The 23,121-nt window shown below is 71.7% G+C and carries 21 protein-coding genes; 9 read left to right on the forward strand and 12 right to left on the reverse strand.

What is annotated here, in order from left to right:
• Positions 1 to 167 precede the first annotated feature (167 nt).
• Both LZP97_RS00290 and LZP97_RS00295 read left to right on the forward strand, forming a co-directional pair.
• Positions 168 to 1,649 (forward strand): bifunctional aminoglycoside phosphotransferase/ATP-binding protein, encoded by a 1,482-nt coding sequence (locus LZP97_RS00290; RefSeq protein WP_040274103.1) that lies wholly within the window; start codon positions 168 to 170, stop codon positions 1,647 to 1,649.
• Between the two features lie 52 nt (positions 1,650 to 1,701).
• Complete coding sequence (locus LZP97_RS00295) at positions 1,702 to 2,427, forward strand: VIT1/CCC1 transporter family protein (RefSeq protein WP_010593919.1); 726 nt, start codon at positions 1,702 to 1,704, stop codon at positions 2,425 to 2,427.
• A gap of 39 nt (positions 2,428 to 2,466) precedes the next feature.
• Here LZP97_RS00295 and LZP97_RS00300 read toward each other — a convergent pair whose 3' ends face one another.
• The 3 genes from LZP97_RS00300 to LZP97_RS00310 all read right to left on the reverse strand — a co-directional run bounded on the left by LZP97_RS00300 (position 2,467) and on the right by LZP97_RS00310 (position 6,034).
• On the reverse strand, positions 2,467 to 3,360 hold the full coding sequence (locus tag LZP97_RS00300) for a universal stress protein (protein WP_010593920.1): 894 nt from the start codon (positions 3,358 to 3,360) through the stop codon (positions 2,467 to 2,469).
• 52 nt (positions 3,361 to 3,412) lie between these two features.
• Positions 3,413 to 4,405, reverse strand: a complete 993-nt coding sequence (locus LZP97_RS00305) for a zinc-binding alcohol dehydrogenase family protein (protein WP_026137802.1) — start codon at positions 4,403 to 4,405, stop codon at positions 3,413 to 3,415.
• Between the two features lie 102 nt (positions 4,406 to 4,507).
• Positions 4,508 to 6,034: a CYTH and CHAD domain-containing protein gene (locus tag LZP97_RS00310; RefSeq protein ID WP_010593922.1), complete on the reverse strand. Its 1,527-nt coding sequence runs from the start codon at positions 6,032 to 6,034 to the stop codon at positions 4,508 to 4,510.
• Positions 6,035 to 6,261: 227 nt separating this feature from the next.
• Here LZP97_RS00310 and LZP97_RS00315 point away from each other — a divergent pair, with 227 nt between their 5' ends.
• Both LZP97_RS00315 and LZP97_RS00320 read left to right on the forward strand, forming a co-directional pair.
• Positions 6,262 to 6,795: a flavodoxin domain-containing protein gene (locus tag LZP97_RS00315; RefSeq protein WP_026137801.1), complete on the forward strand. Its 534-nt coding sequence runs from the start codon at positions 6,262 to 6,264 to the stop codon at positions 6,793 to 6,795.
• Positions 6,785 to 7,792: an Acg family FMN-binding oxidoreductase gene (locus LZP97_RS00320; protein WP_010593924.1), complete on the forward strand. Its 1,008-nt coding sequence runs from the start codon at positions 6,785 to 6,787 to the stop codon at positions 7,790 to 7,792. The genes LZP97_RS00315 and LZP97_RS00320 overlap by 11 nt, the downstream gene beginning before the upstream one ends.
• Before the next feature lie 15 nt (positions 7,793 to 7,807).
• On the opposite strand, the gene LZP97_RS00325 is transcribed toward LZP97_RS00320, so the two are convergent.
• Both LZP97_RS00325 and LZP97_RS00330 read right to left on the reverse strand, forming a co-directional pair.
• Positions 7,808 to 8,314: an SRPBCC domain-containing protein gene (locus LZP97_RS00325; RefSeq protein WP_003936463.1), complete on the reverse strand. Its 507-nt coding sequence runs from the start codon at positions 8,312 to 8,314 to the stop codon at positions 7,808 to 7,810.
• Between the two features lie 29 nt (positions 8,315 to 8,343).
• Positions 8,344 to 9,264, reverse strand: a complete 921-nt coding sequence (locus LZP97_RS00330) for a pseudouridine synthase (protein ID WP_017680878.1) — start codon at positions 9,262 to 9,264, stop codon at positions 8,344 to 8,346.
• 97 nt (positions 9,265 to 9,361) lie between these two features.
• On the opposite strand from LZP97_RS00330, the gene LZP97_RS00335 reads away from it, so the two are divergent.
• Entirely contained in the window at positions 9,362 to 10,222 is an 861-nt protein-coding gene (locus tag LZP97_RS00335) for a universal stress protein (RefSeq protein ID WP_017680877.1), read from the forward strand.
• 3 nt (positions 10,223 to 10,225) lie between these two features.
• Here LZP97_RS00335 and LZP97_RS00340 read toward each other — a convergent pair whose 3' ends face one another.
• Both LZP97_RS00340 and LZP97_RS00345 read right to left on the reverse strand, forming a co-directional pair.
• On the reverse strand, positions 10,226 to 11,434 hold the full coding sequence (locus tag LZP97_RS00340; RefSeq protein ID WP_017680876.1) for a site-2 protease family protein: 1,209 nt from the start codon (positions 11,432 to 11,434) through the stop codon (positions 10,226 to 10,228).
• Complete coding sequence (locus LZP97_RS00345; protein ID WP_010593930.1) at positions 11,401 to 12,300, reverse strand: universal stress protein; 900 nt, start codon at positions 12,298 to 12,300, stop codon at positions 11,401 to 11,403. The genes LZP97_RS00340 and LZP97_RS00345 overlap by 34 nt, the downstream gene beginning before the upstream one ends.
• Before the next feature lie 130 nt (positions 12,301 to 12,430).
• On the opposite strand from LZP97_RS00345, the gene LZP97_RS00350 reads away from it, so the two are divergent.
• The 3 genes from LZP97_RS00350 (at position 12,431) to LZP97_RS00360 (ending at position 15,349) form a co-directional block, all read left to right on the forward strand.
• A complete protein-coding gene (locus LZP97_RS00350; protein WP_225222242.1) occupies positions 12,431 to 13,432 on the forward strand; it encodes an alpha/beta hydrolase in 1,002 nt (333 codons plus the stop codon).
• Entirely contained in the window at positions 13,425 to 14,303 is an 879-nt protein-coding gene (locus LZP97_RS00355) for an oxidoreductase (RefSeq protein ID WP_048772385.1), read from the forward strand. Before LZP97_RS00350 ends, LZP97_RS00355 begins: the two co-directional genes overlap by 8 nt.
• Before the next feature lie 176 nt (positions 14,304 to 14,479).
• Positions 14,480 to 15,349 (forward strand): oxidoreductase, encoded by an 870-nt coding sequence (locus tag LZP97_RS00360; protein WP_026137799.1) that lies wholly within the window; start codon positions 14,480 to 14,482, stop codon positions 15,347 to 15,349.
• A gap of 10 nt (positions 15,350 to 15,359) precedes the next feature.
• Here the strand turns inward: LZP97_RS00360 and LZP97_RS00365 are convergent, their stop codons facing one another.
• From LZP97_RS00365 to gvpJ, 4 genes are all read right to left on the reverse strand, one after another.
• Positions 15,360 to 16,430, reverse strand: a complete 1,071-nt coding sequence (locus LZP97_RS00365; RefSeq protein ID WP_010593935.1) for a potassium channel family protein — start codon at positions 16,428 to 16,430, stop codon at positions 15,360 to 15,362.
• 98 nt (positions 16,431 to 16,528) lie between these two features.
• Positions 16,529 to 17,194, reverse strand: coding sequence for a potassium channel family protein (locus tag LZP97_RS00370; RefSeq protein ID WP_225222243.1), 666 nt, complete (start codon positions 17,192 to 17,194; stop codon positions 16,529 to 16,531).
• On the reverse strand, positions 17,187 to 18,563 hold the full coding sequence (locus tag LZP97_RS00375) for a TrkH family potassium uptake protein (protein ID WP_048772382.1): 1,377 nt from the start codon (positions 18,561 to 18,563) through the stop codon (positions 17,187 to 17,189). The genes LZP97_RS00370 and LZP97_RS00375 overlap by 8 nt, the downstream gene beginning before the upstream one ends.
• Positions 18,564 to 18,668: 105 nt before the next feature.
• A complete protein-coding gene (gene gvpJ / locus LZP97_RS00380; protein WP_010593938.1) occupies positions 18,669 to 19,076 on the reverse strand; it encodes a gas vesicle protein GvpJ in 408 nt (135 codons plus the stop codon).
• Positions 19,077 to 19,437: 361 nt separating this feature from the next.
• On the opposite strand from gvpJ, the gene LZP97_RS00385 reads away from it, so the two are divergent.
• Positions 19,438 to 20,823 (forward strand): wax ester/triacylglycerol synthase family O-acyltransferase, encoded by a 1,386-nt coding sequence (locus tag LZP97_RS00385; protein ID WP_048772379.1) that lies wholly within the window; start codon positions 19,438 to 19,440, stop codon positions 20,821 to 20,823.
• Here LZP97_RS00385 and LZP97_RS00390 read toward each other — a convergent pair.
• On the reverse strand, positions 20,783 to 23,098 hold the full coding sequence (locus LZP97_RS00390; RefSeq protein ID WP_040274125.1) for a DEAD/DEAH box helicase: 2,316 nt from the start codon (positions 23,096 to 23,098) through the stop codon (positions 20,783 to 20,785). The genes LZP97_RS00385 and LZP97_RS00390 overlap by 41 nt on opposite strands.
• Positions 23,099 to 23,121 lie beyond the last annotated feature (23 nt).

Raw genomic sequence — 23,121 nt, forward strand, 5'->3', positions numbered from 1 at the left:
TCCCCATTCCCGGATAGTCCGAATGAAACGTACCGCGGATCGGCCGCCCGCTCCGGCGCAACCACACGAGAGACCTTCGGCACTTCTGCCGGCGCGCGATCCGGTCCACGCTGAGGCAAGGTGGGCAACGTACCGAAGTTCGACAGGCTTCATCGGGGAGGAACTCCGTGACCGGCACCGACCGATCCGAACCGGCGTACGCGGCGATCCGGGAGACCCACACCTCCGTGGTGTTCTTCGTCGGGGGCCGCGTGCACAAGCTCAAGAAGCCGCTCGACCTCGGGTTCCTCGACAACCGGACCCGGCAGGCGCGGGAGCGGGCCTGCCACCGTGAGGTCGAACTCAACCGGCGTCTCGCCCCCGACGTCTACCTCGGCGTCGCCGACGTGCACGGGCCCGACGGTCTGGTGTGCGAGCACCTCGTCGAGATGCGCCGGTTGCCCGACGACCGTCGCCTCGCCGCCCTGGTGCAGCGCGGCGAGCCCGTCGCCGCGGTCGTCACCGCCGTCGCGCGGCAGGTCGCCGCCCTGCACGCCGCGTCGCCGCACGAGCCGGCGATCGACCAGTGTGCCACGGCGCAGTTCCTCGGCGGACTGTGGCGGGAGAGCCTGGATCACCTCGACCGGCTGCCCGTCGGGGCGGAGGCGACGGACCTGCTCACCGCGATCCGGGACATGGCCGGCCGCTATCTCGCGGGCCGCGAGCGGTTGCTCGACGAGCGGATCGCCGCGGGGCGCGCCGTCGACGGGCACGGGGATCTGCTCGCCGACGACATCTTCTGCCTCGACGACGGCCCCCGGATCATCGACTGTCTCGAGTTCGACGACCGGTTGCGCTACGGCGACGCCGCTCTCGACATCGCCTTCCTCGCGATGGACCTCGAACGGCTCGGCGGTGAGGCGGCGGCGCGGCAACTGCTGCCCGCCTACGCCGAGTTCTCTGCCGACGCGTTCCCGTCGTCGCTGATGCACCACTACATCGCGTACCGGGCCGTGGTCCGGGCGAAGGTCGCCGCGCTGCGGCACGAGCAGGGCGACGAGCACTCCCGGGGCAGCGCGCTCGCGCTGCTGGACCAGACCCGGCGCAACCTCGATCGGGGCCGCGTCCGGCTCGTCGTCGTCGGGGGTCTGTCCGCCACCGGCAAGACGACCGTGGCGCACCTGGCGGGGCAGCACCTGGGCGCGACCGTGCTGCGCAGCGATGTGGTCCGAAAGGAACTGGCCGGTCTCGCCCCGACCGCCGATGCCACCGCCGCCGTCGGTGCCGGGCTCTACAGCGCCGCCCACACCGACGAGACCTACGACGAGCTGCTGCGCCGCGCCGCCGTCGCCCTCGGTCACGGCGAGTCGGTCGTCCTGGACGCGACGTGGCTCACCGAGCCCCGGCGGGAGGCGGCGCGGGCGGTCGCCGCCGCCGCGACCGCCGACCTCGTCGAGATCGAGTGCCGGGCGGACCCGGCAGTGCTGGTCCGCCGCATCGTGGCCCGGCGTGAGCGGGGCGGCGACGCGTCGGATGCCACGCCCGCGGTCCTGGACGACCAGCTCCACGTGCGCGACGAATGGCCCACGGCGCGCGTCGTGGACACGAGCGGCGACAGCCTTCCCGACGGCGCGTGGCTCGAACGGGAACTCGGCCCCCGGCCGTGGTAAGGACAGGCTCGCATTGCTACCGCGACGGGTGGAATCGCCCTAGCCTGAGGGCATGTCGACCGATCCCTCGCTCAGCCACGCCGACGTCGAACCGCATTCCGGCGGCATCTCGGCGAAACTGAACTGGCTGCGCGCCGGCGTCATGGGCGCGAACGACGGCATCGTCTCCACGGCCGGTCTCGTCGTCGGTGTCGCTGCCGCCACCACCGACGAATCGACCATTCTCACAGCGGGTTTCGCCGGCCTCGCGGCGGGTGCGGTGTCGATGGCCCTGGGGGAGTACGTGTCGGTCAGCGCGCAGCGGGACACCGAGCGGGCGCTGCTGCACAAGGAACGCCGCGAGCTCGAGGAGATGCCGGACGCCGAGCTCGAGGAGCTGACCGCGCTGCTCGAAGGCAAGGGGATGTCGAGGGTGACGGCGCGCACCGCGGCGAAGGAGATGACCGAGCGCGACGCGCTGTCTGCACACGCCGAGGTCGAACTCGGTATCGACCCCGGGGCGCTGGCGAATCCGTGGGCCGCGGCGCTCTCGTCGGCGGTCGCGTTCACCGTCGGCGCACTCGTGCCGCTGCTCGTGATCGTGCTGCCGCCGGCGGACCTGCGGGTTCCCGTCACCTTCGTGTCGGTGCTCGTGGCGCTGGCCCTGACGGGCTCGGTCAGCGCGTGGCTCGGTGGGGCGCGGCGCGGGCGGGCGATGTCCCGCGTCGTGATCGGCGGTGCGCTCGCGATGATCGTGACGTACGCGGTGGGTCTGGCATTCGGGACCGCGACGGCCTGAGCCCGGCGCCGCCCCGGGACGGGCGGCACCGGACGGTCGTCACTTCTTGCGGCTGATCATGATCGGGCAGGGCGCGTTGTGCAGAAGATTCTGGCTCACCGACCCGAGCAGCGCCCCGGTGAACTGGCTGCGACCGTGACTGCCCACCACGACGAGCTGCGCGTCCTCGAGCTGCCGCAGGATCACCTTGGCGACGGGACCCCGGTCCACGACGCGGCGGACCTCCACGTCGGGGAACTTCTCGTGCCAGCCGGCGAGAGTCTCGGCCAGGACCGCGGATTCGGACTCGCCCACCGCCTCCCAGTCCACGAGCGTCGCGACCGTGCCGACGCCGAGTGCCGCGTCGCCGATCCACGAGTGCACCGCGACCAGCGGTACACCGAACAGGGCTGCGTACTCGAAGGCGTGCCCGACCGCCGCCGTCGACAGCTCACTGCCGTCGACGCCGACGACGATGGGACGGGTGTCCGGCAGCGGACGTTCGGTGTCGCCGCGCCACACCACCACCGGGCACGGGGCGTGGTTGGCCACGCGCAGCACGGTCGAGCCGAGCAGGAAGTTCTCCACGGCGTTGGCGCCGGTGGCGCCCATCACCACGAGCCGGGCGTCCTCGGCGGCCTCGAGCAGGGAGTTGGCGGCGGGGCCCGGCCCCATGAAGCCCTGCACCTCGAGATCCGGATGGTCGGAGCGGATCACGTCGGTGACGCTCGCCAGGATCGCTTCGCCGTCCTCCCGGAGCTGGTCGACCATCTGCGACTGGATGAGCACCGCGGCCTCGCTGTAGAAGATCCCTTCACTGGGCAGCGAGTGCACCAGGTGCAGGGGCGCTCCCAGCCGCGCGGCGAGGGCGGCCGCCCACCGGGCCGCACTCGTGGCGACGGCGGAACCGTCCACGCCCGCTACGACGGCATTCCGGTTGGCAAGTGTGCTCATTCGTTCTCCTTCTCGGTGCGTTCTTCCGCGCTCGGGGCGCAGGACGAGTGTTTCACGGAACCAGGACCGCCGCGCCGCCGAAACGGCCCGCGGACAGGTCCTCGAGCGCGCGGTCGGCCCGGTCGAGCCCGTACGCGGTGGTGGTGACGTGCAGGTGGTGTTCGTTCGCGAAGCCGAGGAATTCGCGTGCGTCGGAGCGGGTGTTGGCCGTGACGCTGCGCACCTGCCGTTCGCGGAACAGATGCTGCTGATAGTTCAGCGGCGGCACGTCGCTGAGGTGGATGCCGGCGACCGCGAGGGTGCCGCCGGCGTCCAGTGCGGCGAGCGCGGTGGGCACCAGTTCCCCGGCGGGGGCGAACAGGATCGCCGAGTTCAACGGCTCGGGCGGCGCGTCGTATGCGCCCTGAGCCGAGGCCGCACCGAGGTCCAGAGCGAGCCGCCGGGCGGTCTCGCCGCGGGTCATGACGTGCACGCGCGCACCCCGGGCCAGAGCGACCTGCGCGGCGAGGTGGGCGCTGCCGCCGAAGCCGTACAGACCGAGCACGCCGCCTTCCGGAACGTCGGCACGCTCCAGAGCCCGATAGCCGATGATGCCGGCGCACAGCAGCGGGGCGAGTTCGGCGTCCGAGTACCCGGACGGTAGGGGGAGGGCGAAAGCGGCAGGAACGGTGGCATATTCGGCGTATCCGCCGTCCGCGTCCCAGCCCGTGTAGGTGGAGTTCGGACACAGGTTCTCGTCCCCGCGCAGGCAGTACCGGCACCGGCCGCACGTACTGCGCAGCCACGGGATGCCCACCCGGTCGCCGACCCGGTGTGTGCCGACGTCGCCGCCGACCACCTCGCCGACGATCTCGTGGCCGGGGACGACGTGCGGCCGGTGCACCGGCAGGTCACCCTCGCTCACGTGCAGGTCGGTCCGGCACACCCCGCACGCGAGGACTCGCACCAGCAGTTCCCCGGAAGCGGGTTCGGGGATCGGTTCCCGAACCGGCCGCAGCGGGTGTTCCGCCGCGGGCCGCGGCCGGTCGACCCGCCATGCCCGCATCTCTCCGTGGGTGCTCACGGGCGTCTCCTTCCGTCGTCCGGGCTCAGCATGCCCCCTCGCGGCGGTGGTCGGCCAGGGGAGAAGGACCCGGACGCGGGTGGTTCACCTCCACAGGGGTTTCGATGCTCGCCGCGCCCGTTTCCAGGCACGTTCGAGGTGCGCGACCTGCTCCTCGCCGACCTCGAGTTCGCGCTGGTAGACGATCCCGAGACCGAAGCTCGACTCGGCGGTGTGCTCCTGCTCGGACACCATCTCGAGCAGGTGCTCGCGCGCGACCACCGAGTCCTGGAACTCGCCGAGCAGATCCTGGAAGTCGTCGAAGTGATCGAGGGCGCGTTCGGCGCGCTTGCGGTGCAGCGGCCGCAGCACCTCGATGGCGTAGCGCATCCGCTTGGCGCCCTTGCGGGCCCGATGGACGATTTCGTCCCGCTCGGCGTGCGTCGCGGCCTCCCCGGCGTGACGCACCCGGCGCGAGACCTTCTTCGCGAGACGCGCGAGCGCGCGGTCGAGATCCTTCGGGCGGACCTGCCGTGCCTCCCGGCCGGCGCCGGACCCGACCGTCCCCGCCGCGAGCCCGTCGATCAGTGTGTCGAGCGCCTCGAGCAGAGCCGCGTAACGGTCCGAGTCGAGGGCGGCGACGGCCTCGAGTCGCGCCGCGTCCGACCGGGCGGAGAAGTACTCGTCGACGCGGGCGCGGATGGCCTCACGCTGCGCCTCCACGGGCACCTCCGCGATGCGGCCCACGAGGCGTTCCCACTGCACCTCCAGGTCCCGCGAGGGGCTGAGTTTCCTTCCCGTCCAACGCAGTTCTTCGACCAGGCCGTCGTCGATCGCGAACGTTCCCGCATACGTCTGCAGCGCGCTGCGGATCCGGCGCAGGGCCTTGCGCATGCTGTGGACGGAGTCCGGAGCGTCCCGGCGCACGCCGATCTCGGCGAGTTCGAGGGTGCGCAGCTCGCCGCGCAGGTAATCGCGCAGGTGTCCGGCCGGACCGGGCACCTGCTCCTCGGCCGGCAGCAGATCGGCCAGCGCCCGATGCAACTTGGAAGGACTCGGTGCCCGCGTGATTCCGGCTTCGGTCAGCCGCTCCTCGACGGCGTCGAGCAGCTCGGTGCCGCCCGACGCGAGCTCGACCTCGATCTCGCGCCATTGCTGCGGTTCGCTGCCCTCCTCCCGCGTCGCCGAGACGTCGTCGACGACGACTTCCGCGAGGACCCGGCCCTCCTCGTCGATCAGGCGATGGCGCCACCGCTGCGTGTTCAGCGCCGCCGCGAGCGTGACGGGACGCGCACGGCGCACCCCGCGCAACAGGGCGAGCAGTTCGGCCGGGGGCCGGTCGGTGTCGTCGCCCAGCGGGAAGCGCACCTCCGTCCGGGTGTCGGTGCCGGCGGGGAGCTTCGTGTGCCAGCCGGCGTCGTGCCCTCCCTCACGGCGGCGCAGGGTGATCCCGGCGCGCAGCAACCGCAGGTCGTCGGTGTCGTAGTACCGCGCGGACAGCTGCTGCAGTTCGGGTTCGGGGTGAGCGTCGACGCCGGGCAGGCCCGACAGGTCCGGCAGCTGCTGCCCGTGCCCGACCGTGTACTTGCGTTCCGATTCCTCGACCGTGTCGATCCTGGGCGGCATGGTCATGCGTCCGACTCCTGTTCCGGCAGGTTCCCTGGTGTTCTCCGCGCGCGTCGGCGGCGTCCGTCAGACCACTCTGCCACCCGGTCGCCCCCCTGTGCCTGTCGCCGGCGATCGGCGCAGCGCCCCCGCCGCCGGACGCCGCTGCGGGGCCTGTGCGCGGGTCCTTCGACTCTGGCCGACCGCGTGCCCGCCGGGCGATCATCGAATAACCTGGGCCGGGGAGGACGCAGATGAGGATTTTGGTCACGGCGGCGAGCAGGCACGGCTCGACCACGGAGATCGCCACGGCTCTCGCGGCCGCCCTGCGCGACAAGGGAGCGCGCGTCGACGTCGTCGCCCCCGAGCAGGTCGACGCCGTGGACGGCTACGACGCGGTGGTCCTCGGCAGCGCCGTCTACCTCGGGCACTGGCTGCACCCCGCGAAGACCTTCGTCGATCGGCATGCCGGCGCCCTGCGGGAGCGCGCGGTCTTCCTGTTCTCCTCGGGCCCCATCGGCGATCAGGACCGGCCCGTGAACAGGCCGTACGACGCGTCGCACGCGTCGGAGCGCACCGGCGCGCGGGAACACCGGATGTTCGCCGGGAAGCTGGATCCGGAGGTCCTCGGTGCCGGCGAACGCGTGGTCGCCCGCATGACCGGAGGGCGTACCGGGGACTTCCGGGACTGGGACGCGATCGGAAACTGGGCGGCGCAGATCGTCGAGTCCGTGGGGCGGCAGGCGGTCGAGTCGAGCGGCTGGGGGAGAGACAGCGATGGTCACTGAGATCCGGCCGGACGTCGCCACGATCCGCGATGCGGTCGAGTCGGCGTGCCGGGCGCCGTCCCTGCACAACAGCCAGCCGTGGCGCTGGGAGTGGACGGGCGGACGACTCGAACTGTATGCCGTGGCCGAGCGGATGCTCGGTCGCACCGATCCCGGCGGCCGGCAGCTGCTCCTCGGCTGCGGTGCGGCGCTGCACCACGTCCGCGTGGCGCTGTCCGCCGCGTCGTGGATCCCCACGGTGACCCGGCTTCCGGATCCGTCGCGGCCGGACCTGCTGGCCGTGCTCGACTTCGACCGGCCGCACACGGTCGACGCCCGTGACGCAGCCCTCGCCCTCGCGATCGACGCCCGGCACACCGACCGGCGGCCGTTCGCAGCGCCCACGACCCTGCGCGAGAGCCTGGTGGACCTGGAGAACGCCGCCCGCCGGGAGGGTGCATCGCTGTCGATCCTCGACGCCGGTGCCCGCTCGGATCTCGCGCGGGCGTCGGAACTGAGTACGGCGATCCGCGAGGGCGACGACGCCTACCGGCAGGAGCTGGCCTGGTGGACCGGTCGCGCGGAACCCGGCGACACCGGCGTTCCGGCATCCGCACTGCTCGACGACGAAGCCGCCGGGGACGTCGACGTTGCGCGTCGATTTCCCACGGGCGCAGGGAATTTGGACACCGTGCAGCCGAAGGTGGACGCGTCGGCGCTGGCGGTCCTGAGCACCCGGAGCGACGAACGGATCGACTGGCTGCGGGCCGGGGAGGCGATGTCTGCGGTGCTGCTCGAAGCCACCGCGGCGCACTTGGCGACGTGCCCGCTCACCCACGTGACGGAGATCGAGGCCAGCCGGGGCATCGTGCGCACGGCGACGGCACGGACCGGGGAGGTCGCAGGATTCCCTCAGGTGGTGATCCGGCTGGGGGCACGCAGCGCCCGCGGGCTGCCGACCACGTCGCGGCGTCCGGTCGACGAGGTCTTCGTCGACCGGAGCGGAGGGGCCGGATAGTCCCGGGCGGGCAGGTCAGTCGGACGGGTTGCGGTACATCTCGGCGAGTTCCCGGGCACGATCTCCCGGTGACCAGTCCACGTCGCGACCTTCCAGCTGGGCTTCGAGGACCTCGAATCCGGCGTGCCAGTCGGCACCGTGTGCGTAGGCAGAGTCCTCGTCCTCGACGGTGTGCGTGAGCGTCAGCCAGCAGCCGCCGGAACCGTCCGGCACCAGTTCCCAGTGCAGCACCTCGGCGTCCCACATGTATTCGAGAATGCGTCCGGGGTGCACGGCGATGACGGTGCCCGTGGCGGTGTGGTCGGCGGGCAGCCCGAGGCGCTCGGCCTGCTGCTCGGTGGCATGGAAGACGAGCTGGGCACCGGGGGTCAGATCCAGTTCCACTCGGGCCGGGAACCAGGCGCGCAGATACTCGGGGTCGGTGATGACCCGCCATACGCGGTCCGGGGGATGGGCGAAGGCATGCTGGAAGCGCAGGGCGACGCGACCGTCGTAGGTGCGCGAAACGATGCCGTTATCCATGGGGTCCTCCAAGACGTGAGCCCGCGCGATCAACGGGGTCCTGGTGTGCTGTGCCTCCATGCTGCCAGGTTTCGTGCGCTGACGAAGCGGGTCCGCCGACCTGTGTACGGATCGTCGAACTCCACCGCGCGGGCCAGCAGCTGCAGGGGATTCGAATAGTCTTGGGGCGCAACGTCGTATGCGTTCGGGTAGAGGTTGTCGCCGAGGATCGGCAGACCGAGGGAATTCATGTGGACGCGCAGCTGGTGCGTCTTGCCGGTGCGTGGCAGCAGGCGGTAACGGCCCAGGCCGGCGTCCGTGTCGAGCAGTTCGACCCGGCTGAGGGCATTGACCTCGCCCGGCACCTCACGCGCCTGCAGCACGCCCCGTTCCTTGACGATGCGGCTGCGCACCTCCCGCGGAAACCGCATACCGGGCACGTGCCGCGCGACGGCCTCGTACTCCTTGTCCACCCGCCGCGCATCGAAGAGCGACTGGTAGGCCCGGCGCGCGCCGGCGTGGACGGTGAACACCAGCACGCCCGCCGTCAGCCTGTCGAGCCGGTGCGCCGGACTCAGTTCCGGCAGGTCGAGTTCGCGGCGCAACCGCACCAGCGCGGTCTCGGCCACCCACGACCCGCGCGGCGTCGTCGCCAGGAAATGCGGCTTGTCCACCACCAGCAGGTGCTCGTCGCGGTGCAGCACGTCGATCTCGAACGGCACCCGCTCCTCGACCGGCGGGTCGCGGTACAGGTACACGAATCGGCCCGCCGCGTACGGGGTGTCCTCGGTGATCGCCGTGCCCGCGCCGTCGACGACCTCGCCTCCTGCGACCTTCTCCCGCACGCGTGCGACGTCGGCGGGGAACCGCGCCGACAGGAACTCCGCCACCGTCGCCCAGGAGCCGCCGTCGGGCAGCCGCAGGCGGGTCGGATTCAGGCCGTCGCGGACGGGCAGCGGAGCGCGGCGCACCCCCGCACGGTAACTGTTTCCGTCAACCGTCCGCGCAGCGACCGGGGTATGGCGACACTGGTGTCGGAACAACCGGGACGAGACTGAGGAGCGGGCAATGGACGATGCGCCGATCGTGGTCGGTATCGACGGATCGGCGCCCGCGCGCGCCGCGCTGCAGTGGGCAGCCGCCGAGGCCGCCGCCACGGACGTGCCGCTGCTGCTCGTCTCCAGCGCGAACGCCGGCGGAATCGGCGCCTCGTCGCCGTTCGTCGACGAACTGCGCTTCACCGCGCGACGGAACCTGGCGTCCGCCGCCGAGTCCGTGCAGCGGGAGCACCCGGACCTGTCCGTCCGCACCGAGCAGTCGAGTCTGGTGGCCGCACAGGCGCTGCTCGGGCACTCCGGCCGGGCACGGATGCTCGTCCTCGGCCGACGTGGGCTCGGCGAGTTCACCGGCGGTCTGGTCGGATCGGTGACCTCGGCGGTGGTCGCGCATGCACGCTGCCCCGTCGCGGTGATCCCCGGCCCCGACGAGGCCGGACGCGGTGCGGACGGTCCCGTCGTGGTCGGCGTCGACGGTTCGCGGGCGAGCCTGCACGCCCTCGACGTCGCTTTCGAGGCCGCCGACCGCTACGGGGCGCCGCTGGTGGCGGTGCACGCCTGGTCGGACCGTGACCTCGTCGACGTGGTGGCCGGCACGCCCGGAGCGACGTGGGACGACGTCGACCAGCAGGAGAGCGTCGTGCTGGCCGAGTCCCTCGCCGGACGCGCGCAGGACTATCCGAACGTCGAGGTGGAACGGGTCGTGGTGCGGGACCGGCCCGTGCGCCACCTGCTCGAACGGGCGGAGAACGCCCGGTTGCTGGTCGTCGGCAGCCGCGGCCGCGGCGGCTTCGAGGGCATGCTGCTCGGCTCGACCAGCCGGGCACTGCTGCACACGACGCCGTGCCCGCTGCTCGTCGTCCGGCGCAGCTAGGGACTACTCCGGCCGGGGCTGCTCGTCCGGCGGCGGAGTGCGGCGGACGGGCAGGCCGAGGGCGCTGCGATCGCAGGCCCGCACCAGGTCGGTTGCCGTGACGATGCCGACGAGGCGGTCTCCCGACACGACGGCCACGAGGTCGAGCCCCGGCCGCAGCAGCACCCGGCTCGCGACCTCGGCGAGCGAGGCGTCGGCCGGTACTCGCGCCGCCGCGGGCAGCGGCCGGGCCCGGTCCGCGACGGTGACGACCGTGCGCTCGCCCTCCGGGACGGGGGTCAGGTCGGCCAGCGACACCACGCCGATGGGCCGGTTCCCGTCGTCGACCACAGGAAACACCCGGTGGTGCGTGCCGCGGGCCGCGACGGTGAGGAGCTGCGCCACGCTCGCACTCCCGGGTGCGGTCACCGGCGACGCCGTCATGACGTCACCGACCCGGGTGTCGCCGAGCTGGTGCCCCAGCGAGGCGTTCGCCAGCTCGGCGTTGGCTGCGGTCCGCAGGAACCAGCCGAGGAGCATCATCCACAGGCCGCCCGCGCTGCCGAGGGCGAGCGTCTCGGCGGCGCCGAGCACGATCAGCGCCAACCCCACCGCGCGGCCGGCGCGGGCGGCGCCGCTCGCGGCGGCGAGCCGGTCGCCGGTGCGGCGCCACAACACCGCCCGCACGACCCGCCCACCGTCCAGCGGCGCACCCGGCAGCAGGTTGAACACGGCGAGTACCAGGTTGGTCGCGCCCAGCCAGCCGATCGTCGCGGTCACCAGCGCCGGGACGGGCGGACCGAGGAACGAGGCCGCCGCCAGCGCCACGATGCCGATCACGACGCTCGCGAGCGGCCCGGCCAGCGCGATCCGCAGATCGGCCTTCGGGCTCGGCGGCTCGTCGCGCAGTTCGGACACCCCGCCGAGCAGCCACAGGGTGATCCCGTCCACCCCCACTCCGTAGCGGCCCGCCACCACCGAGTGCGCAAGCTCGTGGGCGAGCAGCGATACCAGCAGGCCCAGCGCCGCGGCGACGCCCGCGATCCAGAACTGCGTGGTGCTCGGACCGCTGATCCGCGCCGGCAGGATCGTCGCGGCCAGCAGCCACGACAGCAGCCCGAGCGTCGCGAGCAGCGACCAGTGGGCCCGGATCTCTATCCCCGCGACCCGGCCGAGCCGGACCGATCCGCGCAGCATCGTCAGACCCCCGGTCGGCAGATCATGGTCGGGCACGGCGCGTGGTGCAGCAGCGCCTGACTCGTCGAGCCCAGGAGCAGGCCGCCGAGCAGGCCCCGGCCGTGGCTGCCGACGACGCTCAGCTGGGCCCGTTTCGCCAGTCTCAGCAGCAGGTGCCGGGCGCCGATCTGCTCGACGATCTCGGTGACCGGCACGTCCGGGTACCGCTCGCGCTGCCCGGCGAGACACTCGGACAGCAAGGCCGTCTCTTCGGCCTCGACGACCGCCCAGTCGATCAGCTCCAGCGCCGCGGTGCGGTCCGCGACGTCGCCGGCGCCCCACGCGTGGGCGGCGAGGACGCCGACCCCGAGCGCCGCCGCCATGTCGAACGCAGCGGTGACCAGTGGGCCGGCGTCCGCGCTGCCGTCGATGCCGACCAGCACCGGCCGGCGGTCCGTGCCCGGTTCGGGTGCCGGATCGCCCCGCCAGAGGACGACCGGGCACGTGGACCGGTGGGCGACGCGCAGTGCGGTCGAACCGGCGAGCAGCGACCCGAGCGCACCCGAGCCGGTGGCGCCGAGCACCAGCATCCGGCTGCGGTCGCCGTGTTCGAGCAGCGCCAGATCGGCCGGGCCCGGGTGGACGGTCGTGACCACCTCGAGATGCGGGCGCTGCCGGCGCAGCTCGGCCGCGGTGTCGTCGAGCAGTTCGCGGCCCCACTCGGCGAGACGCTGGCTGTATTCGGCCCGCGCGCGCAGCGCGGCGTCACTGAAATAATTCCGGGGGCCGGGCAGCGCGTGGACGAGCTGCAGGTCCGTGCCGAGCCGCTCGGCGACGGCCGCGGCCCAGGTGGCGGCCTGTTTCGCGGCGTCCGAGCCGTCGATTCCGGCGGTGACGGGCGGCCTGCCGCGGTCGCTGCTCATTGCGTCTGCCTTTCGGTTCGGCTTTGCTCGATAACGATTATGTGCAAGCCTCGTACGGGCCGACGTGGACCTCTACCGTGTTGTTGCGTAACTGTCGGGGCCCCAGTTGTTGTTGATACATGATGTGCTGATGGAGCCTGGTGTGACTCATACTTCCAGAACCAAGGCCGGACCTCGGGGGGCTCGGGCGCTCGTCCGATTCCTGATCGCGGCGCTCGTGCTACCGCTCGCCGTGGCCTTCGCCGGCGCGGGCACCGCGTCGGCGGACCCGTACTCCCGCCTGCGGGAGCACTGGGTGCCCGCGCCGGGCGGTGTCGGCCAGATCAAGGTCCGTATCTGGCTGGCGAACAACGGCAGCAACAAGGCCATGTATCTGCTCGACGGTCTGCGCGCCACCGACGACGTGAGCGGGTGGGAGCACGAGACGAACGCCGCGTGGCTGTCCGACCACGGCGTCAACGTCGTGATGCCGGTGGGCGGCCAGTCCAGCTTCTACACGGACTGGTATGCGCCGAGCAACCTCAACGGTCAGCGTTACACCTACAAGTGGGAGTCCTTCCTCACCGAGAACCTGCCGGACTTCCTCGCCGGTACGTACGGCATCGACCGGTCCAGCAACGCCGTCGTGGGTCTGTCGATGGGCGGCAACGCGGCGCTGATTCTCGCGGCCTATCACCGGGACCAGTTCCGGTTCGCCGGCTCGATGTCCGGTTACCTGAACCTGTCCGCGCCGGGCATGCGTGAGGCGATCCGCCTGGCGATGCTCGACTCCGGTGGCTACAACGCCGACTCGATGTGGGGCCCGCCGTGGAACTCGGCGTGGCTGCGCAACGATCCGTTCGTCGCCGCGCCCAGCATGCGGGGGCTGCCGATGTGGATCTCCGCGGGCAGCGGCCTGCCCGGCCAGCACGATCGGCCGAACTCCGCGATCGGCGTGTTCAACACGGGCAACGCGATGGGACTCGAGGCGCTCGCCCTGGCGCAGAACCGCGCGTTCCAGGTGCGGTTGGCGACGTTGGGCATCAACTCCGCCCACTTCGATTTCCCGGCCGCCGGTACCCACACGTGGGGCTACTGGCAGGACCAGCTGTGGGCGATGCTGCCCATGATGAAGTCCTCCATCGGTGCCTGAACGGTTCTCCCCGCCGGCACCGGGCGTCCTGCAGGGCCGCGCCTTCGTGGTGACCGGGGCGAACAGTGGCCTCGGTGAGGCCACCGCCCGGGCCCTCGGCGCCGCCGGTGCCGACGTGGTGCTTGCGTGCCGGAACGTCGCCCGAGGTGAAGCGGTCGCGGCGGAGATCGGTCCCCGTGCGCAGGTGCGACGGCTCGATCTCGCCGACCTGGCGTCGGTGCGGGAGTTCGCGGCGGGCATCGAGACCGCCGACGTGCTCGTCAACAACGCGGGCGTGATGGCCGTGCCGCTGAGCCGCACGGCGGACGGTTTCGAGATGCAGATGGGCACCAACCACCTCGGGCACTTCGCGCTGACCGGGCTGCTGCTCGATCGGCTCACCGATCGGGTGGTGACGGTCTCGAGCACGAGTCACCGGTTCGGCCGGATCCACCTCGACGACCTGAACTGGGAGCGCCGGCGGCACTACAGCCGTTCCCTGGCGTACGCGGAGTCCAAGCTGGCGAACCTGATGTTCAGCCTCGAACTCGGCCGGCGGCTGGCGGCCGCCGGCTCGCCGCTGAAGGCCGTGGCCGCGCACCCGGGGTACGCGGCCACCGAGGTCGGCACGCACACCGGGACGTGGTTCGACCAGCTGTTCCGACTCGGGAAGAAGGTGCTCGGACGCACCCCCGCCGAGGGTGCGGAATCCGTCGTGGTCGCCGCCACCGATCCGGAGGTGACCGGCGGCTACATCGGACCGGACCGCTTCTTCGAGTTGTACGGCCCGCCGACCGTGGCCGCCTACAGCCGACACGCCGCGGATCCGGAGACCGCCCGGCGACTGTGGGAGCTGTCGGAGCAGCTCACGGGCGTGCGGTTCGACCTGTAGCGAACGCGCCTGTAGCGAACGGCGCCGGCCTGCGGCGTCGACGGGGACGCCGTGATGTCGTGACCCGTCGGGGTGGAAGGTCACGGTCCCGGGGGCGCCGCGCTGCGTCCGGCCGGGGCGCCGACCCGGGACGCGTTCCTTCCCCCGCGTAGTCCGCTCACCGTAGGGTGGCCGACATGACGGCTTGGACCACACGCGACATCCCGAAGCAGGACGGCCGCACCTTCGTGGTGACCGGCGCGAACAGCGGGCTGGGCGCGGTGGCCGCCCGTGCCCTCGGGGCCGCGGGGGCGCGGGTGGTGCTGGCGTGCCGGAACGTGGCCGCGGGCGAGGCCGTCGCCCGGGAGATCGGGCCCGCCGCGCAGGTCCGGCGCCTCGATCTGGCCGACCTGGCGTCGGTGCGGGAGTTCGCAGCGGGTATCGACGAGGTCGACGTGCTGGTCAACAACGCAGGTGTGATGGCGGTGCCGCTGCGTCGCACCGTCGACGGATTCGAGATGCAGATCGGGACCAACCACCTCGGCCACTTCGCCCTCACCGACCTGCTCCTCGACCGCGTCACGGACCGCGTGGTGACGATGTCGAGCACCATGCACCGGATCGGTCGCATCGACCTCGACGACCTGAACTGGGTGTACCGCCGCTACGACCGGTGGCTGGCGTACGGGCAGTCGAAGCTGGCCAACCTGCTGTTCACCCAGGAGCTGCAGCGCAGGCTCACCGAGCGGCGGTCCGCGGTCGTGGCGGTGGCCGCCCACCCGGGGTACTCGTCGACGAACCTGCAGTCGCACACCGAGTCGATCCAGGACCTGTTCCTGGGCGTGGCGAACAAGCTGGTGGGGCAGTCCGCCCAGACCGGCGCGCTACCACTGCTGTATGCGGCCACCGCGCCCGGCGTCGAACCCGGCGGGTACTACGGGCCGGGCGGACTGTTCGAGATGCGCGGCAGTCCCGAGCGTGTCGAATCCAACTCCCGCTCGCACGACGAGGCTGTCGCCCGTGGGCTCTGGGAGCTGTCGGCGAAGCTGTGCGCGCCCGCCGGATAGCGGCAGCACGTCAGTCCGAGACGCGCCGGATGTAGAGCAACCGGTCGCCGGTCATGACCGTCTCCACCTCCGGGGACCCGACACGCAGCAGGCGGCCGTTGCGTTCGATGCCCAGGACGATATCCGGCAGGTGCCGCGGTGAGTCGCCGACCTCGTCGGCTTCGACGTCGCGTTCGGCGATCGCGAAGCCTTCCTCCGGAGTGAGCAGATCCTCGATCATTTCCACGACGTTCGGGGTGATGGTGGCGGCTCCGAGCAACCGGCCCGCCGTCTCGGACGAGATCACCACCGTGTCGGCGCCCGACTGGCGCAGCAGGTGGGTGTTCTCCGATTCGCGGATGGCCACGACGATCTTGGCGGCGGGGGCGAGTTCGCGGGCGGTGAGGGTGACGAGTACCGCGGAGTCGTCGCGGTTGGCGGCGACGACGATCGAGTTGCAGTGCGGCACCCCGGCCAGACGCAGCACATCCGATTTGGTCGCCGAGCCCTGCACGGTGACCAGGCCCCGGCCGTTGGCGGCGTCGAGCACCACCGGGTCGGTGTCGACGACGACGATGTCCGAGGGCGCGGCGCCGTCGCCGAGCATCGCATCGACCGCGGTGCGGCCCTTGGTGCCGTAGCCGACGACCACAGTGTGGTTGCGCACCCCGTGTCGCCAGCGTTGGATGCGGAAGGTTTGCCGGGAACTCTCGGTCAGGGCGGAGAGGGTGGTGCCGACCAGGATGATGAGGAAGAAGATCCGAAGCGGGGTGATGACCAGGACGTTGACCAGACGGGCCGCGGGCGTGATGGGAGTGATGTCGCCGTAGCCGGTGGTCGAGAGCGATACTGTCGCGTAGTAGATGCAGTCCAGCAGCGACAGCTCGTTGTCCTGGTTGTCGGAGTAGCCGTCGCGGTCCAGGTAGACGACGAGCACCACCAGGGTCAGGGCGATCAGGGCGTACCCGATTCGGCGCACGATCGCGCGGCCCGGACTGGTCTGCAACTGCGGCACCCGCAGGATGCCCACCAGTGTGAAATCGGGTCGCTCGGTCAGGGTGTCGGAGCGGCTGAACCGGGCCCGGAGCGTGCTACCGGGCACGGCCGGCTTCGTTCGGTGCCGCGGCCCGGCCGGGGGCCCGGGGGCGCCTGGTGCGCTGTCGGAGACATCGTCAGCAGCCTACGTCGTTCCGACGGCCGTCAGGTCAGTTCGCTGAAGCGCTCGGTGTTGCGGACCTGGCCGGAGACGATGATGGTGTCGCCCGGAGCGAGCACGGTGTCGGCGGTGGCGTAGGTGAAGCCTTCGCCGGGGCGTTTGATCGCCACGACGGTGACACCGAAATCGGAGCGGACGGCGGTGTCGCCGAGACGCCGGCCGATCGCGAATGCGGGCGGGGTGGTCTTGACCATCGCGAAACCGTCGTCGAACTCGATGTAGTCCATCATCCGGCCGCGGACCAGGTGGGCGACGCGCTTGCCCATGTCGTGTTCGGGCCGGACGACGTGGTGCACGCCGATCTGGCTGAGGATCTTCGCGTGCGCGTTGCTGATGGCCTTGGCCCACACGTTCGGCACCGCCATGTTGATCAACGCCGAGGCCGTCAGCAGGCTGGCCTCGAGGTCGGAACCGATGCCCACGACGGCGCGCCCGTACTCGTGCACCGACAGTTGCCGCAGCGATTCCTCGTCGGTGGTGTCGGCGACCACGGCATGGGTGAGGCGGTGGGCGACCTTCTGCACGACCGCCTCGCTCGAGTCGATGCCGAGCACTTCCGTGCCCTGGGCCATCAACTCCAGCGCCAGTGATTTGCCGAAGCGGCCGAGTCCGAGCACGACCACGACGTCGGAGGCAGGTTTCCTAGCCAATGAAGGGCCTTTCGGTGGGAAGTTCGTAGCGCCGTCCGCGTTCGCGGGCGGCGAGGGCGCTGACCAGGGTGATCGAGCCGATCCGGCCGAGGTACATCAGCAGTACCAGGACGAGCTGTCCCCAGGCCGGAAGCTGAGCGGTGATTCCCGTGGACAGCCCGACCGTGGCGAACGCGGAGGTGACCTCGAACAGCAGCACGTCGAGATCGAATCCGGTGCCGGCGAGCAGGACGATGGTCGGCACCGCCACCAGACCGACGCCGATCAACGCTACCGACAGCGCCTGGCGCTGCACCCGGGTGTCGATGCGCCGGTCGAACACGGTCACCGAACGCTCACCACGGGCCTCGGCCGCGATGACGAACAGCAGCAGCACGAAGGTGGTCACCTTGATCCCGCCTGCGGTGCCGCCGCTGCCGCCGCCGATGAACATCAGCACGTCGGTCACGAGCAGCGTCGCGTCGTCCACCTGCGCGTAGTCGACGCTGTTGAACCCGGCCGTGCGGGGCATGACGCCCTGGAATGTGGCGACGAGCAATTTCTGGCCGAAGTGGTAGTGCTGCAGGGTGCGGGTCCATTCGAGGATCAGCACGAGCGCCGGTCCCACCACCAGCAGCACCGCGGTGACGGTCACGGTCAGCCGGGTGTGCAGGCTCCATCGAGTGCTGCGGCCCCGTAGGTGCCGGGTCACTTCGAACAGGACCGGGAACCCGATTCCGCCGAGGATCACCGCGGCCATGAGCGGCACGCAGATCCAGGGATCTTCGGCGAAGCCGATCATGTTGTCGCTGTAGAGGGCGAAGCCGGCGTTGTTGAACGCCGAGACGGAGTGGAACACCCCCAGCCACACCGCCCGCAGGGGTGGTTCCTCGTAGCCGAGCGCGAACCGCGCTGCGAGCGCCACCGCAGTGACCGCTTCGATGAGCACGCTCATCCGCACGACGCCGACGACGACCGAGCGGACGTCGCCGAGTCCGGATGCACGCGCCTCGGCGGCGGTGTTCAGTCGGGCCTTGAGGCCGATCCGGTTCGCGAGCAGCAGGCCCACGAGCGAAGCCATGGTCATGATCCCGAACCCCCCGGCCTGGATCAGGGCGAGGATGACGCCCTGGCCGAAACCGGACCAGTGGGTGGGCGTGTCGACGACGACCAGCCCGGTCAGGCACATCGCCGAGGTGGCGGTGAACAGGGCGTCGACGACGGAGGCCGTGGCGTCGGGCCGGCGCGCCGCGGGGGTGAGGAGCGCGGCCGTGCCGACGGCGATCGCCGCGGCGAAGCTCAGCGCCACGACCCTGACCGGGGTCAGGGTCGCCCGCGCTGCCAGTCGCCGCAGCAGGGACGGCGCGGATGCGCCGGCGGGTGTTCTCACCCGGAGGAGACTAGACCCGCTCCGGGTCGCCGGGGAACCGGGTAGAGATGACCGGAATTCGGGCTCCCGCCGCCGGCTCGTGCCACCGGCCGCCGCCGACGAACGTCACCCGTCCCGGGACCGGCGTGGCGCCGCCTCGCGTTCGTCCTGACCGCCGGCGAGCAGGCCGCTGACCCGTTCGCCCGCGGAGTCCAGGGCACCTCTCGTCTTGTGCGCGGCGGCCTTCTCGGTGAGTTTCCCGGCCGGGCCGCCGACGATGTCCGTCAGGCCTTTCGGCTCGGTGGTGGAGATCTCGAGCCTGTTGACCGCCTCGGCGAAACGCAGGTAGGTGTCCACGCTCGCCACCACCACCCGGGCGTCGATGGTGATGATCTCGATGCCCACGAGCGAGACGCGGACGAATGCGTCGATGACGAGGCCCTTGTCGAGAATGGTGTCGATGACGTCGGCGAGGCCGGACGAGTTCGGCCTCGCCATCGTGCCGCCGCCTCCGCCTCCGGATTGGATGGTCATGATCCGCGCTCCTTGCTGTCGCTCGGCGGTTCGCGTGCCGCCGGCCGCGCGGGGAGAGCACTCGTGGGGCGGTGCGCGTACAAGGGCTATAGCCGCGCACCCCCCGGTCGAAACCCACCCGTCGGCAGAAGTGCGGTCGGAGTCGAGCAAATCAAATACCGTTCGACCGGTTTGTTGATATCGTCGTCGCAGGCCGGATCCGGGAGCCCGGCCTCGACGTCTCCGCGTCGTCCGGGATTGGACGAGGGGTAGTCCGGGACGATGCGGAGACGTCACGGCGTCCGGCGCAGCACGTGCGCCTCTTGTGCGGAGATGGCAGGGTTACCGCACACGCGGGACGTTTCGGCGCCACGATGGGGGAATGCAGGTGATGAGCCTTCCCGAGGCGCTGTTCGTACTGCTCGAAACTCCGTCGCGTCCACTGCACCTCGGTGCTCTCGTATTGTTCGAACCGCCGCCGGAGGCCGGGGACGATCACGCCCGCCGCATGTACGAGATCCTGCTCACCCACGACGAGGTGGCGGACCCGCTGCGGCGGCGTCCCGTCCGGACCCTGCGCGGAGCCGGCTACCCGTTGTGGTCGCGTCCCGAGAACGTCGACCTGGGATTCCACGTGCGCCACACCGCCGTTCCCGGCTCGGGTTCGATGACCGACCTGCTGGCCCTCGTCTCCCGGATCCACGGGTCCCCACTCGACCCGCTCCGCCCGATGTGGGAGGTGTACGTCATCGAGGGACTCGACGACGGGCGCACCGCGATGTACGCGAAGATCCATCTGTCCCTCGCCGACGGTCCGGCCGGCCTGCGCCTGCTGCACCGGAGCATGTCCACCGACCCCGAGGCCTGCGACTGTCCCGCCCCGTGGAGCCCGGAGGTGGTCGCCCCCCGGGCTCGGCTGTCGACACTGCCCACGTCGTGGCTGCGCGCCGGGCTGCGGGCGGGCACGGAAGTGTTCGCGATGACCCCGGAGATCGGCAGGCTGGTCACCGACGGCGTGCGCCGGCACCGGGTGGCGCTGCCGTGGCAGACACCGCCCACGATCTTCAACGTCGCGGTGGGCCGGGGCCGGACCTTCGCGGCGCGTTCCTGGCAGATCGAGCGGCTCCACGCGGTCGCGACCGCGTCCGGCACCACGATCGACGCCGTCGCGCTCACGATGTGCGCCGGCGGCTTGCGCGCCTATCTGTCCGAGCGGTACGCGCTCCCGGAGTCACCGCTGACCGCGATGCTCCCGGTGCCGATGAACCTCGGTGGGGCCGCGGTCGGTCCCGGCGGTCGTGAACCCGGAGTGGGAGCGATGGTGATCGGCCTGGCCACCGACGAACCCGATCCCGCGGTGCGGCTCGCCCGGATCGCCGACTCGCTCGTCCACACCGACCGGGTGGTCACCGCGCTCAGCGGAACCCAGTTCCTGATGCTGAGCGCGCTGTCGCTGAGCCCGCTCGCGCTCGAGCCGGTGCGGCGGTTCGTCGACGAGATCCCGCCGCCGTTCAACGTGCTGATCTCGTATCTTCCCGGGCCCTCGCGCACCCGTTACTGGAACGGTGCGCGGCTGACCGGCATCTACCCCGTGCCTGCGGTGCTGAACGGACAGGCGCTGGGCATCACCCTCATGGGGAACGACGGCCGGCTCGATCTCGGGGTGGTCGGCGACCGTCATGCCGTGCCCGCCCTCGACCGGCTGGTCGAACTCCTCGAGGGCGCACTCAGCGAACTGGAGAGCGCTGTGGGTACCCGGCCGCGGTGAAGCCGGCGGGCTCGACGGGGTGTCCGCCCCTGCCGATCTGCCCGAGCAGGTCCAGGGTGCGCAGATAGCGACGGACGAGATCGCCGGCCGACAGATCCGACTCCGCGGCCTCACGCAGGGCCGCGGACACCCCGTCGCCCCGGGCCCACCGGTGGATCGCCCGCATCGCCACCGGGTCCGGTTCGGGGCCCTCGGGCAGGCCGTGCCGGCGCTCGGCGTCCGACACCTCCCGCCACAGCCGGACCGTCGCGCGGTAGGCGGCGTCGACGCCGGCCGTGAGGGCCCCGCCGCCGGGAGCCGGACGGCGCGCTTCGCCGAGCACGCTCGACACGACGGCGGCCAGCTCCGCCGGATCCAGGCCCGCCCACACGCCGGTCCGCAGACACTCGGCGACGAGAAGGTCGCTGCCGCAATAGATCCGGCCCAGGATCCGGCCGTGGTCGGTGACCACCGCCTCGCCGGAATACGGATCGGACAGCAGGTATCCGCGTTCGTCGAGCAGGCCGAGGACCCGGTCGAACGTGCCCACCAGCCGGCCGGTGGCGACGGCGACCTGTCCGCGCAGCACCTCGGTGTCGGCGGCCAGTGCCCGCCGGCGCTCGGCGACGGCGATCAGGCGTTCCCGATCGGGGTACCGGTGACCGGGGTGCGAACGCACGGCCCGCGCGAGCGCGGTCACCGCGTCGGCGGTTCCGGTGGTGCGCGCGACGGCCAACCGCTCCCGCAACTGCTGGTACTCGGCGAAACCCTCGGCGTCCCCGAGTTCGGCGTCGAGCAGACGCAGCGTCGCGGCGTTCGTCGTCGCGGCGGAGGCGAGCGCGGCCACCGAATGCTCCGCCTGGAACTGGGCGAAGGACCGTCCGAGCAGGTCCCGGGCTCCGGCGACCCCGAGCCTGTCGACGAGGTTGACGGCCGTGTTGTAGCCCACCCGCAGCGAGCTGTTCAGCGGATAGGTGCGGGTGGAGGCGAGTCCGGCGACGGTGGCCGGCTGCACCTCCGGACTCCACAGCACGACCGCGTGACCCTCCCGGTCGACGCCGCGACGACCGGCCCGTCCCGTCAACTGGGTGTACTCGCCGGCGGTGAGCCGGACCGGTCCGGCGGCGGTGTGCTTGACGAGGCGTTCGAGCACGACGGTCCGGGCAGGCATGTTGACGCCCACGGCGAGGGTCTCCGTGGCGAAGACGATCCGGACGAGGCCGAGGCCGAACAGTTCCTCCACGGCGTGCCGGAAGACCGGCACCATGCCCGCGTGGTGGGCGGCGAAGCCACGCTCGAGTCCGTCGAGCCAGTCGGCGAATCCGAGCGCATCGAGGTCGGCGGGGGAGACCCCGGCCGTGTGCCGGTCGACGATGCGGCGGATGCGGGTGACGTCGGCGGCCTCGGTGAGCCGCAACGACGAACGCAGGCATTCGGCGACGGCCTCGTCGCAGCCGCTGCGGCTGAAGCGGAACCAGATCGCCGGCAGCAGCGACTCGGCTTCGAGCCGCGCGACGAGTTCGGGCCGGTCGACGCCGGCCGGGCCGGGTGTGGCGGAGCGGCGACGCCGGCGCCGGGACGGAACCGCGGGGGCGGCGTCGACGAGCTGGCGATGCGCGACGTACCGCACGAGATTCTCGTCGATCGCCCCGGTGGTGGGGGAGAACAGGTCGAACAGCCGTCCGCCGGCGAGCACGTGCTGGTGCAGCGGCACCGGCCGGGTCTCCTCGACGACGACGGTGGTCGCTCCGCGGACGAGGCCCAGCCACGCGCCGAACTCCTCGGCGTTGCTGACCGTCGCCGACAGGCTCACCAGCCGCACGGGGGCGGGGAGGTAGAGGATGGCCTCCTCCCACACCGCCCCGCGTTCACGGTCGGCGAGGAAGTGCACCTCGTCCATCACGACGTGGGTGAGCCCGTCGAGCAGGGGCGAGCGGCCGTGCAGCATGCTGCGCAGCACCTCGGTGGTCATCACCACGACGGGTGCGTGCGGGTCGAGGGAGACGTCGCCCGTGAGCAGCCCCACCTGCTCGTCCCCGAGCCGCGCGACCAGATCGGCGTACTTCTGGTTGCTCAGGGCCTTGATCGGGGTGGTGTAGAAGCACTTGCCGCCTGCGGCGCGCGCGAGGTGGACGGCGAACTCGCCGACGACCGTCTTGCCGGCTCCGGTGGGAGCGCACACGAGCACGTCCCGATCCTCGTCGAGGGCGCGGCAGGCGCGGACCTGGAAGTCGTCGAGGGTGAATCCGAGTCCCGCGGTGAACTGCGCGAGCCGCGGCCCGTCCTGCCTGCACACGCACTCCACGCTACGCGCGCCCG

It is taken from the genome of Rhodococcus sp. DMF-1, assembly GCF_021441945.1.
GTDB classification, from domain to species: domain Bacteria; phylum Actinomycetota; class Actinomycetes; order Mycobacteriales; family Mycobacteriaceae; genus Rhodococcus; species Rhodococcus ruber.